Origin of the sequence: Lentzea sp. HUAS12 (genome assembly GCF_024125735.1) — a bacterium.
In the GTDB taxonomy this organism is placed as follows: Bacteria; Actinomycetota; Actinomycetes; order Mycobacteriales; family Pseudonocardiaceae; genus Lentzea; species Lentzea albida.
Map to the genome: position 1 here is coordinate 9,428,450 of NZ_CP099738.1, position 13,873 is coordinate 9,442,322.

Annotated in this window: 8 protein-coding genes; 3 read left to right on the top strand and 5 right to left on the bottom strand. The window is 70.2% G+C overall.

What is annotated here, in order from left to right; genetic code table 11:
* Positions 1-105 precede the first annotated feature (105 nt).
* Entirely contained in the window at positions 106-2,223 is a 2,118-nt protein-coding gene (locus ND450_RS44415) for an MMPL family transporter (RefSeq protein WP_253323928.1), read from the top strand.
* Between the two features lie 48 nt (positions 2,224-2,271).
* Here ND450_RS44415 and ND450_RS44420 read toward each other — a convergent pair whose 3' ends face one another.
* Positions 2,272-3,645: a HAMP domain-containing sensor histidine kinase gene (locus tag ND450_RS44420; RefSeq protein ID WP_253323929.1), complete on the bottom strand. Its 1,374-nt coding sequence runs from the start codon at positions 3,643-3,645 to the stop codon at positions 2,272-2,274.
* Positions 3,642-4,322 carry a response regulator transcription factor gene (locus tag ND450_RS44425; protein WP_305885233.1) on the bottom strand — a complete coding sequence of 227 codons (681 nt, stop codon included), beginning with the start codon at positions 4,320-4,322 and terminating at the stop codon, positions 3,642-3,644. Before ND450_RS44425 ends, ND450_RS44420 begins: the two co-directional genes overlap by 4 nt.
* A 235-nt stretch (positions 4,323-4,557) precedes the next feature.
* Between ND450_RS44425 and ND450_RS44430 the strand changes: the two genes are divergently transcribed.
* Both ND450_RS44430 and ND450_RS44435 read left to right on the top strand, forming a co-directional pair.
* Positions 4,558-6,162, top strand: a complete 1,605-nt coding sequence (locus ND450_RS44430) for a hypothetical protein (RefSeq protein ID WP_253323931.1) — start codon at positions 4,558-4,560, stop codon at positions 6,160-6,162.
* Complete coding sequence (locus ND450_RS44435; RefSeq protein WP_253323932.1) at positions 6,159-6,659, top strand: SCO family protein; 501 nt, start codon at positions 6,159-6,161, stop codon at positions 6,657-6,659. Before ND450_RS44430 ends, ND450_RS44435 begins: the two co-directional genes overlap by 4 nt.
* A gap of 358 nt (positions 6,660-7,017) precedes the next feature.
* Here the strand turns inward: ND450_RS44435 and ND450_RS44440 are convergent, their stop codons facing one another.
* Genes ND450_RS44440 through ND450_RS44450 form a run of 3 tightly spaced genes read right to left on the bottom strand, consistent with a single transcriptional unit; the run spans position 7,018 to position 13,861 of the window.
* Complete coding sequence (locus ND450_RS44440) at positions 7,018-11,088, bottom strand: TIGR02680 family protein (protein WP_253323933.1); 4,071 nt, start codon at positions 11,086-11,088, stop codon at positions 7,018-7,020.
* The gene (locus ND450_RS44445; RefSeq protein WP_253323934.1) at positions 11,085-12,317 is read right to left on the bottom strand and encodes a TIGR02678 family protein; all 1,233 of its coding nucleotides are present in this window, start codon (positions 12,315-12,317) and stop codon (positions 11,085-11,087) included. The genes ND450_RS44440 and ND450_RS44445 overlap by 4 nt, the downstream gene beginning before the upstream one ends.
* Positions 12,314-13,861 (bottom strand): TIGR02677 family protein, encoded by a 1,548-nt coding sequence (locus ND450_RS44450; protein ID WP_253323935.1) that lies wholly within the window; start codon positions 13,859-13,861, stop codon positions 12,314-12,316. Before ND450_RS44450 ends, ND450_RS44445 begins: the two co-directional genes overlap by 4 nt.
* Between the last annotated feature and the right edge of the window lie 12 nt (positions 13,862-13,873).

Sequence of the window (13,873 nt, forward strand, 5' to 3'; positions counted from 1 at the left end):
GACTGAACGGCGGTCCTGAGCACCGCATTAACGGTCTTCTCATCTTCGCTCGGTAGGAAATGGGCGCCAGACAGGCGAAGTGACACGGACGCAGGAGGCTCGTGAATGACAGTCAACGCGACGCGGCTGACCGGCCGGTGGGTGCCGTGGTTGGTGATCGGCCTGTGGGTGGTGCTGACGGTCTTCATGGTGCCGTTGAGCGGAAAGCTGAGTTCGGTCACCACCGACAAGGCCGTGGACACCCTGCCGGCCGGCGCCGAGTCCACCGAGGTCGCCGCCCTGGAGGACAGCCTCCCCGGCGGGGAGGACAACACGTTCGTCTTCGTCTACCACCGCGACAGCGGCGTGACCGACGCCGACCGCGCGGTGGTCGAGCGCCACTACGAGACCCTGGTCAAGCGGTACCCGCCCAAGGCGGCGGCCCCGGAGGACGAGGGTCCGCGGACGAGCCCTTCCGCCGACGGCAAGGCGATGATGTTCACCCTCGACGTGAGCACGTCCCACGGCGGACCGGAGGTGGTCGTCGGCCCGTTGCGCGACGCCGCGAAGGACCGCCCCGCCGGCCTCCAGCTCGAGGTGACCGGCCCGGCCGCGGTCGACGGCGACATGGACGCCGTCTTCGACGGCATCGACCTGCAGGTCCTGCTCACCACCATCGTCGTCGTCACGCTGCTGCTCATCATCACCTACCGCAGCCCGGTGCTGTGGCTCATCCCGCTGGTGGCCGTGGGCGCGGCCGCACTGACGTCGATGGCGACCGTCTACCTGCTCGTCAAGGGCTTCGGCATCGTGGTCAACGACCAGAACTCGGCGCTGCTGACCATCTTGGTGTTCGGCGTCGGCACGGACTACGCGCTGCTGCTCATCGCCCGCTACCGGGAAGCGTTGCACCAGCACGAGAACGTCCGGGTCGCGATGCTCCACGCGCTGCGGGGCGCCGCTCCGGCCATCGTCGCGTCCGCGGCCACCGTGGTCGCCGGCCTGCTCTGCCTGCTCGTCGCGGACCTCAACAGCACCAGCGGGTTGGGCCCGATCGGCGCGGCCGGCATCCTGTGCGCGCTGGTGGCCATGCTGACGCTGTTCCCGGCGCTGCTGGTGCTGCTCGGCAGGAGGGTCTTCTGGCCGGCCATCCCGCGGTTCGACGCGGTCGTGGAGGAGAAGCCGGGGCTGTGGGTGCGGCTCGGCGCCGCCATCAGCCGCCGCCGGTGGGTGGCGACGCTCGGCTCGCTCGGAGTCCTGGGTGTGCTCACCCTCGGCCTTGCGGTGGGCGGCACCGGAGCCCTGCGGGAGCAGGACCAGTTCGTGTCCGCGCCGGAGTCGGTCACCGGTTTCGCCTTGCTGCGCCAGCACTTCCCGGAGCTCGGCGGCCAGCCGATGACGGTCTTCACCCGGCCGGGGCAGCAGGAGCAGGTGCTGGACGTCGTCCAGCGCACTCCCGGTGTCGCGGTGGCCGTCCCGGGGGAGACTCGCGGTGGCTGGACGGACATCTCGGTGTTCCCGACGGACGCGCCGGACACCGTCGCCGAGTACGACACGATCAAGCGGGTGCGCACGGCCGTGCACGCGGTGAACGGTGCGGAGGCGATCGTCGGCGGGCCGAGTGCCGAGCACCTCGACACCGAGCTGACCACCGACCGCGACGAGAAGCTGGTGATCCCGCTGGTGCTCCTCGTCGTCCTGATCGTCCTCGGGCTGCTGCTACGGGCGGTCGTGGCCCCGCTGGTCCTGATGGCCACCGTGGTCGTCTCGTTCGCGGCGGCCTTCGGCGGCAGCGTGTTCGTGTTCGACAAGGTCCTCGGGTTCAAGGGAATCGACTACTCGGTTCCGTTGCTGGCGTTCCTGTTCCTGGTGGCGCTGGGCGTGGACTACAACATCTTCCTGGCCAGCCGGGCACGGGAGGAGGCACTGCGTCTGGGCACCCGCGACGGCATGCTCAAAGCGCTGTCCGCCACCGGTGGTGTGATCACGTCGGCGGGCCTGGTCCTGGCGGCCACGTTCGGTGTCCTCGTCTCGCTCCCGCTGGTGATGCTGATCGAGGTCGGCTTCCTGGTCGCCTTCGGCGTGCTGCTCGACGCCCTGCTGGTGCGGTCGGTCCTGGTGCCCGCCCTCACCCTGCTGATCGGGCGGCGGATGTGGTGGCCGAGCAGGCTGTCCCGGCCGGTCGAGCAGCCGGACGGCCCGCGGCAGTTCGCCGACGACGCGGAGCCCGCACTGCAACGGTGAGCGCGGTGAACAGATCCGGGACGGGAACTCGTCCCGGATCTTCCCCTCTCACCGAACAGCCGGAAGGTCGACCCGCAGCAGCGCGCCACCGCGTGCGGAACGGGCGACGGTGGCCCGGCCGCCGTGGGCGTCGACGACCCGCTGCACGATCGACAGCCCCAGCCCGGATCCCGGCAACGCCCTCGCGCTGTCGGCCCGGTAGAACCGGTCGAACACCCGTGGCGCGTCGGCGGCGTCGATACCCGGCCCGGCGTCGTCGACCTCCAGCACCGCCGTGGCGCCACTGGCACGGAGCCGGACCTCGATCGGCTGGCCCGCGGGGGACCACTTGCCGGCGTTGTCGACGAGGTTGAGCACCGCCCGCCGGAGCGCGGCGGGACGCCCGCTCACCCACACGGAGTCCACGTCGAGCGCGACCTCGACGTCGGGCATGCGGGAACACGCCTGCGCCGAGGCGGCCACCACCACGTCGGCGAGGTCGAGCAGTTCGGTGTTCTCGTCACTGACGTCACCGCGCGCCAGGTCGGTCAGCTCGGCGGCGAGGGTGCTCAGCTCGGCCACCTGGGCGCCGAGGTCGTGCAGCAGCCGGGTCCGGCTCTCCGAGGGCAGCGCGCTGTCCAGGGTGCCGCGCCGATCGAGCCGGATCAGCAGCTCGATGTTGAGGCGCAGACTCGTGAGCGGCGTCTTGAGCTCGTGGGCGGCGTCCTCGGCGAGCAGCCGCTGGGCCAGCCGGGAGTCCCGGAGCGCCGCGAGCATGTCGTTGATCGACCGGATCAGCTGCCGGATCTCCCCACCGCCCTCGTCCGGGATGTCGGCGTCGAGATCCCGTGTGCGCGCAACGCGGACCGCGGCGGCGGTCAGCCGGTCGATCGGTGCCAGCCCGGCCCGCGCCACGGCCCGTCCGACGAGGGCGCCGCAGGCCACGCAGAGCAGCCCGATCAGCAGCATGCCCAGCCCGAACCGGTTGATCGGGCTGTCGTCGGCGACGCGGGCCACCTGGACCGCACCGCCACCGGCCCGCACCGTGTAGACGAAGAAGCCGTCGTCGTCGCTGTCACCCGACTCCATCAGATCCGCCGCCGCGCCCTGCGCCACCCGCCCGGCGTCCGCGCTGACGGGCGGCAACGCGGGTTGGCCGTCCGGCGTCCGGGTCGAACCGTCGGGCAGGACGACCCGCACCAGCCGGCCGGCTCCGGGATACGGCGGCAGCTCGACCTGCGCCAGACCGGCGCGTTCCGCGTTCGCCGCCAGGACACGGGAATCGGCGCGCAGCTGGTCCTCCGCGGTGGCCCGCAGCTCCCAGTCCAGCAGCTCGCTTGCCACCTGGAACGACAGGAACACGCTGGCCGCGATGGCCGTCGCCGCGATCACCGTCAGCCTGGTCCGCAGGGACCGCCGACGCCACCAGCGCGTCAGCCTCACGGAGGAGTCTCCCGCAACGTGTACCCCAGACCGCGCCGCGTGTAGAGCAACCGGGGCTCACCCCCGGCCTCCATCTTGCGGCGCAGGTAGCTCACGTACACCTGGAGGTTGTTGGACGTGACGCTCATGTCGAAGCCCCAGATGGCCCCGAACAGCTCGCCTCGGGTCAACACCCTGGTCGCGTTGCGCACGAGCACCTCCAGCAGGAAGAACTCGGTCCGCGTCAGGTGCAGCGGCCGCTCACCCCGCCACGCCTCGAACCGGTCGGGATCAACCCGGAGATCGGCGAACCTCAGCATCTGCGACTCGTCACCCGCCGCCCGGCGCCGCAGCAGTGCCCGGACCCGCGCCAGCAACTCCTCGGTGGCGAACGGCTTGGGCAGGTAGTCGTCGGCGCCCGCGTCCAGCCCCGCGACCCGGTCGGAGACCTGATCCCGGGCGGTCAGCATCAGCACCGGCAGATCCCGCCCCGCGGCCCGCAACCGCCGGCAGGTCTCCACCCCGCCGAGACGGGGCATCATCACGTCGAGGATCAGCAGATCCGGCTCGTCGCCCTCGACCCCGTCGAGCACGGCCAGACCGTTGGCGACGGTGCTGGTGTCGTATCCCTCCACCTGGAGCACCCGCTCCAGCGACTCGCGGATGGCCGCCTCGTCGTCCGCGATCATGATCCGCACGCGGCCTGCCCTCCAGTCGATGCCGTGGCCGCTCATCGTCCCCGAGCAACCTGAGACCAGCGTTAGAGCGTCACCGTCGGGTGGGGTCGACCGGTGTGGGCCGCGGTGGTCCCTCCCGGTCGACAAGTGTCGTCGGACCGGCTCACAGGTCGCGACCGATGTCCACTTCTGCACCCGGTCAGCCTTGACGACAATGACGAAACGCACCCGCGTGCGCGGCGAACGAGGAGTGTCGATGAGGACCACGATCGGAGAATCCGCCACGCCGGCGGTGCTCGGGAGTCGGCAGGTACCGCTGCTCTCGGACGAGCAGGTCGGGCACATCCGCCACGTCGACAACCTCTCGCGGCTCGCGCGCGGGGACTGGCGGCACATGGCGGGACCGGTGCCGTTCCAGGAGGACTTCAGCTCCTACCGCTACCAGCTGGGGTACATGAGCCTCGCGATGGCGCTCGCCCACTACCACCGCCTGCCCGCCGCACCCGCCGTCTTCCAGGGCCAGCTCGACCGGCTCATCAAGAAGATGCTGGAGCCCGACGCGTGGAGCTACTGGCGCGACACCAGCACCCAGGGCGGGTTCGGGCCCTTCGACCTGCCGCGGCTGCCGAGCCGGACCGACCCGGTCGCGGTGGACAACATCATGTACAGCGCTTACCTGCAGGTCATGACGCTCATGTACACGATGCTGTTCGACGACCGCACCTACGAACAGCCCGGCTCGCTCACGTTCAGCATGCGGCCCGTCCTGTGGGGCAAGGACCGCCACGAGAGCTTCGAGTACGACCAGCGCACGTTGAACGAGCGCATCTACTGGAACATGGTCGAGAACGGCTACCTCGGCGTCGCCTGCGAGCCGTACTGCGTGTTCCAGATCTGCAACCAGGTCCCGATCCTCGGTTTCCGGCTGCACGACCACATCTACGGCGGGAAGACCGCCGAGGAGGTCACCACCGGCTACCTCGCGGCGTGGGAGAGGTTCGGCGGCAGCGTCAACGCCAACGGTCACTTCCACAGCTACGTCGTGCAGCAGAACGAGGTGCTGCCGAACGACGTGCTGGTCGATCGCGACCTCGCCTGGACCGACGGCTGGCTCGGCATGCTCATGAACATGTGGCGCCCCGAGCTCGTCCGGACCACCTACGGGACCTCGATCGAGCAGTGGCTCGACCGGGCCGACGACGGTCTGATCTCCGTCCGCGACCTCTCCCGGATCCCCGGAACCGACGTGTACGCGGGCCTGGGCACCCTCGGCGAGATGGGCTGGCTGGCCGCCTGGGCGTCGGAGATGGGCGACCAGGAGGTCGTCGACGGACTCCTCGCCCACGCGGACAGGTACATGAACCCGCAGTGGGAGAACGGCGGGCTCCACTACCCGCGGCGTGACGAGACCTATGACGAGAACGGCAAGTTCGTCCTCATGCCACCTGTGGTCAGCAACGCCACGTTCCCCTACGCGCGCCTCAACGTGGCCGACGGACTGCGCACGCTCTTCGAACGTCCGTGGACCGACCGCGAGCGGTCCAGGCCCGCGCTCACGGAGATCGGCGACTCGGTCGACATCCGGCGCGCCTGGTACCACGAGGACGTTCGCCGCCTCCAGCTGACCGCGAGTCCGCGACACGGCTTGTCCAGCACCACAACGGATCTGGCGCTGTCACGGGTGTGGGACCGGGGAGAGTGGACGCTGGCGGTCGACGGCGTCGTCGTGGCGAACGGTGACGACACCACGGTGACCGCGACCGGGCACCGGCTCCAACTCAGGCGCACCGGCGACGAGCTCCGGCTGACGCTGGACCTGCGCGGCCACACCGACGTCGACATGTCCTGGAGCAACACATGAATCCCAACGTCGTCCCCCGCTACGACCTGGTCGACCACCACGGCAACGCCGTCACCGAACAGCACTTCACCGGCCAATACCAGCTGGTGTTCTTCGGCTTCACCCACTGCCGGATGGTCTGCCCGACGGCGTTGACGAAGCTGAGCACCGTGCTGGACGACCTCGGGCCGCTGGCCGACCGGATCCAGCCGCTGTACGTCTCAGTGGATCCGGACCGGGACACCCCCGAGGTCATGCGGGCCTTCCTGGAAACGGACTACCCCCGCTTCCTGGGACTGACCGGCAACACGGAGGCGACCGAGGCCGCGCGCACCGCGTTCCGCGTCTTCGCGACCCGCAAGGCCGACCCGGACGACCCCGACGGCTACGCGGTGCCGCACACCGCTGTCACCTATCTGCTGGACACCGATGCCACGTACCTCGCGCACTTCCCGGACGTGCTCGAGGCCACCGAGATCGCGGACCGGATCCGGGAGCTCTGCGGCACGCGAACATGAGGGTCACGATGGAGATCTACACCGAGGTCTCCGACGACGAGACGAGGAAGGCGCTCCAGCAGCTGAGCGAGAGCCTGAACATCTGACCCGCTGCTGTACTTCGCTGCAATGGGCGGTACTGAGATCGAACCAGTGACCTCTTCGGTGTGAACTATGGCGATGGGATCGCGCTGACCTGCAGAAACGCGACTCCTGCAGTGGGCGCGGCTCCGTTCAGGTTCGTTGAGGACCGTTCTGGCGCATCCAGAGCACGAAGCTGCTCCCAATCCGCTCCCAGGGCGTGCTCCCACGGCTGACGTACTTTCGTCGCCGACCTGGGCGTCCTGTGGCGCAAGAGGAAGAGTCGAGCTCGGGGACTTCAGCCGTCCTCCTCTTCACTCTCGTCGAGTATCTCGGTGCCGTTCCACACGAAGCGGGCGGTGGTCACGGCCTCTTCTCCGTCGCCACCCGTGATCAGCTGGTGGATCGCTATGCCGTCGAGCTCACGGTAGGTGCACCACTCGTGGTCGGAGGTGAGCACCAGGTCCAGGTCGAGCGCGGACAGCAACTCGAAGACCTGGCCGCGGTTGACTGTGTCGACGCCGACGAAGACCTCGTCCAACAGGATGACCCGCGGTGCTCGGGCGACTGCCTGGTAGTGGGCCGCCACGGCGGCGAACAGGGGCAGGTGCAGAGCGATCGCCTTCTCGCCGCCGGAAAGTGCTCCGTGAAGTTTCTTGGTCAACGGCTGCCAGCCCGTGCCGTTCATGCGGTCGAGCTTCACCACGAACCGGTGCCAGGCGGTGTAGTCGAACACCTGCCCCAGTTGCTGTTCCCAGCCTGCGGCGGACTCGTCGGCCTTGGCCTGCTCCACGCGCTCGCGGAAGAACCGGTGCAGCGACTCGCGATCGGCGTCGTTCAACCGCACAGGGTCCTTGAGCAGGAGGTCGCGCGCCGCCTTCGTGCCGGCCGGAAGGTCCGGGGAGACTTCCCACACCAGCCGCACCGCCACCTTGGACGCCGTGCGCACGCGCTCCAAGCGGGCGTTCATGCCGTCGACCAGCTCGTGCGCCTGCCGAATCCGGGCGGCGAGGTGGCGGCGGGTGTCGCCGGTGAGGGTTCGGTCGAACAGTTCGCGTTCTTGGGCGGTGATGTCTTCACGGCTGCGCTCGGCGTCGGATCGAAGCCGGTCGAGCAGCGCCGACGCACCGATGCGCATTCCGTCCACCATCGCGGAGAAGACCTGGACGTCCTCATCGGAGTCGAGTTCGAGGTCGGCGCGACCGCCGAGCACCTCACGGGACGCGTGCACCTCCTCGGCCAGCCGATGTGCGGCGTCGCCGATGTTCTTCGGTGAGTGGGGCAGCGTCGGCCACGCGGCCGCGACCGTTCTCGCCGCGTCGAGAGCCGACCGCACACCGGGGGACGTCATGAGCGCCTCGGTGAACGCAACAAGGTCGTGCAAGCCGCTGTCCGCTGGAAAGCTGCCGTTCGCCAGGTGGCGGAAGCGGGTTGCCGCCTGGTCGCGCACGCTGATGGCACTGTCGCGAACCTGCGCGTCGGTGGCGCGCCGGGTGGTCAGTTCGCCCACCCGCTCGGCCAGGGTGCCGATCTCCTTGCGGGTCCTGCTCGCTTGCTGCTTGAGCTGGTCGAGCTCGATCCGCAGGGCACGGAGTTCGTCGAGCACGCTCCGGTAATCGACGCCGATGGTGCCCTCGACCGCGTCCAGCTCACTGTCCAGTCTGCTGGCGACGGCTTCGGCTTCGTCCGCCTCGTCCTCTCGCTGCTCGGCGGCGAGCCTGGAACGCTGTGCTTGTTCGGCGGTCCGGTCGGCTTCGCGACGCGTCGCGATCAGGGTGGCGTGCTCGTCGATCCACGCGTCGGCGGCGGCGCGGAAGGCGTTCACGGCGTCCGCCACGGCGTTGAGCGCCTTTCGCTCGGTGGGCAGCCGGTGCTCGGCCGCGGCCGCGGCCAGATCGCGCAGTGCGCGGTCCACGCGCTGCTCGCGCTTCGACAGCGTGTCCAGCGAGCGCCGGACCACGCCATCGGCGCTGTAGACCGCGGCCTCGGCCCGGGTGAGCGCTTCCAGGGCCGCGTCCGCGTCGGCGTGGCCGGGCCGCGCGTCCCGGTCGGCTTGGACGGCCGACCTGCGTGACGCAAGCGTTCGCAGCGCGGCGGTGTGCGTCTCGATCAGCTCCTCCGACGTGGCGATCCGTTCGCGCAGTTCGGTCAACCGGCGCTGCCTGGCCCGCTGCCGGGCGAGCGCGCCGATGTGCGCGGGCTCGTCCTTCTGCCACGTGCCGCCCAGGGTGCCCAGCCGCCAGCCGCCATCGGCGCCGATCGCCGCCGGGTGCCCGTCCGGTGGCTGTTCCCCGTAGGCCACCTCGCTCAGCAGGCGGGTGACGACGTCGGTGGCCACGGGGGTGTCCGGCTCGGGCACGAGGATTTCGGTGAGCGACCGGCCCGGCGCCGCGGGTACGGAGCCGGGCACGGCGAACGTGTCGTGCCCGGTGATCGCGCCGTCGTGGCCGACCCAGGCGTCCAACAGGCCCGATGCTTGGAGTGCGGCCTCCACCGACGCACGGACCTGCTCGGGCACCGCGTCGGCGAAGCGGACCAGCCGCCACAGCGGCGCACCGCTCATCCTCGCGCGGTCGGTGGTGCGGGTGTGTGGTGGCAGGGGAGGCAGGTCCTGTTCGGCGAGCAGCCGACGGACCTCCTCGCGCAAAGCACCCCGTTCACGTTCGGCGGCTTCCCGCGCCGTGTCGACCAGGGTCTCCTCTCTGGTGATGGCGTCCAGCACGCGGCCGGCGACGGCGTCGACCTGGGCCAGCAGGGCGGTCTCCGCCGCGGCGAGGCCCGCCAGCGCGCCGGGTTCGATGAAGGTGAGCTCGCGGCAGCCCACCGCCCAGGTCACGATGGCAGCTTGCAACTTCGCGAGCGCTTCAGTGCGGCGGTCGCTCGACACTGCGCGCCGTTCAGCAGCCTCCGCGAGTGCTTGCCTGGCTTCGTCGAGTGCCTGCTCCGCTTCCTCCCTGCCCGCGACGGCGGCCCCGTGCTCGCTCAGCGCGACGCGCACGGCTTCCACCTGTTCACCCCGTGCCTGCACCGCGGCGCGCAGCAGGGCCCGCGACCGCGAGGGATCGGCGATGGTTCGGGTGATCTCCGCGTGGACGGAGGCAAGCCCGACGCGGGTGGCGTCGGCCGAGGCGCCTTCGGCCAGCTCCGCGGTGGTCCGTGCCCGCGCCTCCGCGTGTCTGGCGGCGGCGTCCGCGGCCTCCTGATCGGACTTGGCGGTCTCGCGCTGGCTGGTCGAGTCGGCACGCCTCCTCGTCGCCGCCGCGCGCGCCTGGCGGACCTGTGTTCGCAGCCGGTCGAGCTGCTCACCCTTCCGGTACGCCTCACTGCCGATCAGGCCTTGGACCCGCCCGTCGGTCTCGACGATCCGCCGTTCCAGCTGGTCCTCGAACTCTTCGGCCTCTTCCTTGCGTCGCGCCGCGATCTCGTGCTCCTCGGCCGAGAGCTTCGCGGCCTCCGCCAGTTTCCCGAGCTCGGTCGTCGCGGAGATCAGCTTCGCCGCCGCGGCGCGCAGCACTCGCTGGGCGTACGCGCGTTGCCTCGCACCGAGGCGCTGTGCCGCCTCCACCTCCGCGTCCATGCGGTTGAGCTGTTCACGTTGCCGGTCCAGGCGTTCGAAGCCTTCGGCCAGATCACTGATCTCCGCCTCGCCGAGGGGCGGCAGGGCCTTGGACAGCAGCGTGGACAGCAGTGTGGGGTCGAGCCGCTGCGACAGCTTGGGTGTGCGGAGCTGGAGCAGGGCGGTGATGAGTGCGTCGTAACGCTGTTCGCTCAACCCGTGGAACAGGGTCGAGCGCACGGTGGTCCGGTAGTCCGCGGCGTTCTGGTGGAGCACCCCCTGCTCGCCCAGCGCGGCTTCCAGTGCCTTGGTGGTGAGGGGAGCGCCGTGCTGGTCGGTGAGCGAGAGGCCGTTCTGTACACCGATGCGGAGGTCGGTGGTGAAGTAGTCCGGGTGCACGGTGGTGGTGTGCTTGGTCGCGGCCAGTCGTGCGCCGCAGGAGAACCACGTGTCCGGCGAGCCGTTCGCACCGGGGAAGCGGAACTCCAGCCACACGTAGCCGACCCTGGTGGTGCCGGACGCGCCGTCTCCCATCAGGTTCCAGTGCATGGTGCGTTCGGACGTGCCGAACGTGGAGAGCCGGTTGGCGCGCAGGTTCGCGTCGAACAGGAAGGGCAGGAGCAGTTCCAGCGCCTTCGACTTGCCGGTCCCGTTGGGACCGCGCAGCAGCAACCGTCCTTTGTGGAATCGGAAGACCTCGTCGTAGTAGCGCCACACGTTCAAGATCCCGGCGCGCTCCGGTGCCCACCTGGCAACCGCTTCGCGCTCCGCGCTGGTGACGGCGGTGGCGCTCGGCAGTTCGGTCACCGTCATGGCTCGTCCTCGACGTCGTCGGTGCTGGTCCGGGTCACCGCGTAGCGGGCGGCCGAGGGACGGGCTCGCACGAGCCCGCCGCCGACCCGGACGAGGCTGAACGCGACGAGCACGTCCAGTGCGTCCGCGACCAGTCGGCCGGAACCGTTCTCGCCGCGATAGCCCTTGGCCCACTTGGGGAATCGGCTCAGCAGCGCGTCTGCTTCGCCGTGCAGCTGTTCCACCGCGACCGGTCCTGGCGCGGACGCGATGCCGTCCAGGAGCAGCAGGGCGGCGACCTTGGCGTTGCTCGAGTCGTCCGGGAAACGGCTGTCGGTGGCCAGGCAGTCAGGATCGACCAGCATGACGCCCTCGGCACGTTCCTCGACCAGGAAACCCGCCTGGTCGGCGGCCCGGCGCAGGAGCTGGCCACCGGTCGGGGACTCCAGGTAGGCGAGTTCCGCGGGCATCAACTCGTCGCGGTACACGACCGGGTCCTCGACGAGCCTGCGGAACACCGAGTGCCGCAACCGCAGGTTGCGCCGCACGTCGGACACCTCGTCGTCGGCGTCACCGTAACGCCGTTCGCGGGACAGCCTGGTCAGCAGCTCCGGGAAGCGCAACGGGACCTCGTCGGCGGGTACCGCCACCTGCGAGGCGCCGACCGGAGCCGCCGGCAGGCGCATGAGCAGGGTGGCGTCCACCCGGTAGAGGACCTTCGCCGCGGCGGAGTCCACGTATGCGTCGGTGGCGCCGTCCACCACCTCGACCGCGCCGAACGATTCGAGCAGGCGCAGCGCGTCGACGAACGCCATGCGTTCGGCGCGACTGGACGTGTCGAACCGCGGCACGGCCGGGTCCGCGGCACAGGCCTGTACGACGCGGTCCGCCAGCAACCCGATGGTGGTGACCGGAACCGCCAGCAGCTCGGCGGCCACCACGCACATCAGCGTGTACCGGCGGCGGTCGAACGGGGCACGTCCGGCACGGTGCCGTCGTGCCGGACGGGTGGGGTCGGTGGCGAGCCTGACCTTGGCCAGCCGGGCATATCCCAGGCGCGGCTCGACCACCACCGACCACCCGCAGTAGTAGTCGAACCACTTCTCGACCGGGTCCCGCCGTCTGCGCACGAGGTCGAAGGTCTCCGGTGCGCTCCTGGCACTGATCAGCGGTGCGGCGAGGAGCAGGCGAATCGCTCGCGCGACCTCCTCGCGCTCGGCGATGACCAGCTGGTTCGCCAGGTTGCTCATCCGGTCCCAGCTTCCAGGGGACGTGTGGTGCGGCGACCCGGTGTGCGGATCTCGACGTCGTAGTCCGGGCTGATGAACACCCCGCGCGGACTCCGGATCACGGCGTGCTCCCGGTGCTCTCGCGGTGGAGTCAGCACAATTTCCACCCGTCCGTCGCCTGTGGTGGCCCGGTGGACGCCGTGCTGGTCCGGTGCCGTGCCCAAAGCTCGTCCGAGCAACTCCAGCAGTCGTTCGAGCACCTCGTGTTCCAGTTGCGCAAACCGGGAGAGCCGGATACCACCTCCGGTGTCCAGGCGGTCCCAGGCGGCTTTCAGCGCGGCCCGCTCAGCGCGAGCCCGTTCGGCACGCACCGCCTTGACCTTCGCCACGTCGCGCACTTGCCCGGTGCGGCTGAACCGCTCCGTCCTGCCCGCACTGCGCAGGAGCGCGGACACCTCCACCGGCGCTGCCTCGGACCACCCTGCCGACGAGCTGATCAGTTCGGGATCGGCGTGTGCGAGGTGAGCGTGCCGGGCCGAACCGAAGCCGAAAGCCGTGGCCCACAGCAGGTGCAGGTCTTCCTCCGACGGTGCCGCGGCGAACCAGCGGGCCAGTTCGCGAAAGTCGGCCGCCGCACTGGTCGAACGGCGCCGGGACTCGGTGATCCGATCCAGGACCTGCAACAACGCGATGATCGCGCGCCGAGCTACCGCGAACAGCTGCTCGGCACGCGGTGTGCTGCCGTCCAGCGGGAGGAACCACGCCCGAAGCCCTTCCCATCTGGCCCGACGCAGCTCCAGCCACGCCACGTCCGCACCGTCGCTCTCGGTGGGCGGGAGCTCTGCGCCGAGCAACGCCCGGTGGTGCAACAGAGGCACGCCGTAGTCCTCGACCACGGCGATCCGGTTGGCGATCGTGTGCGTGCGCTGCTCCAGGTTCGTGGTGAACTCCTGCAGGTAGGCCACGGTCGCCGCCTTGACCTCGCGGAAGGTGTCCTGGTCAGCACCCTCGGTGCGCAGCAGGCGCTGGAGTGCGCCGTTGAACTGCTTCGTGTTGCCTCGCAAGGCTTCCAGGTGACCTTCGAGTTCGACCAGCGTGCTGAAGACCCGGCGATCCGGCGTGGCGGGAGCACCGAGGTGCACGGCCAGTTCAGCGAGCCGGTCCGCGATCGCGTCGATCACTGCGGTCTGCAGTGCTCCGGTCGAGGCCAGCACGCCCATCGCGTGCATCACCCCGGCCAGCGCGGCCTCACCTCGCCTGGTCAGCGAGTACTGGATGTTGCGCCGCTCGTACTCGTCGGCGGTCCGGTAGTTCTCGGCGTGGTTCTGGGTGACGTCGAGCAACCCCCAGCCGCGCAGGCTGCCCAGCGCGTCGATGAGATCCTGGTCGTCAAGGGGATCGAGCCAACCGACAGCTCGAAGTCTCGACCGCACGTCGTCCAGCCCGAGAGCGGTCTCAAGGCGTTCGTTGGCCTCGCCGAACGCGTGCAGGATCGCGACGTACAGCTCCGCCCGCTCGCCCGTGGTGAACCGGAACATCTCCGGCGGCACACGCATGGCAGCCAAAACCCCCTCCTC

Excerpts from the sequence above, each read along its gene's own strand:
- ND450_RS44415 (WP_253323928.1), top strand. The coding sequence starts at position 106 with ATGACAGTCAACGCGACGCGGCTGACCGGCCGGTGGGTGCCGTGGTTG.
- ND450_RS44430 (WP_253323931.1), top strand. The coding sequence starts at position 4,558 with ATGAGGACCACGATCGGAGAATCCGCCACGCCGGCGGTGCTCGGGAGT.
- ND450_RS44435 (WP_253323932.1), top strand. The coding sequence starts at position 6,159 with ATGAATCCCAACGTCGTCCCCCGCTACGACCTGGTCGACCACCACGGC.
- ND450_RS44440 (WP_253323933.1), bottom strand. The coding sequence starts at position 11,088 with ATGACGGTGACCGAACTGCCGAGCGCCACCGCCGTCACCAGCGCGGAG.
- ND450_RS44445 (WP_253323934.1), bottom strand. The coding sequence starts at position 12,317 with ATGAGCAACCTGGCGAACCAGCTGGTCATCGCCGAGCGCGAGGAGGTC.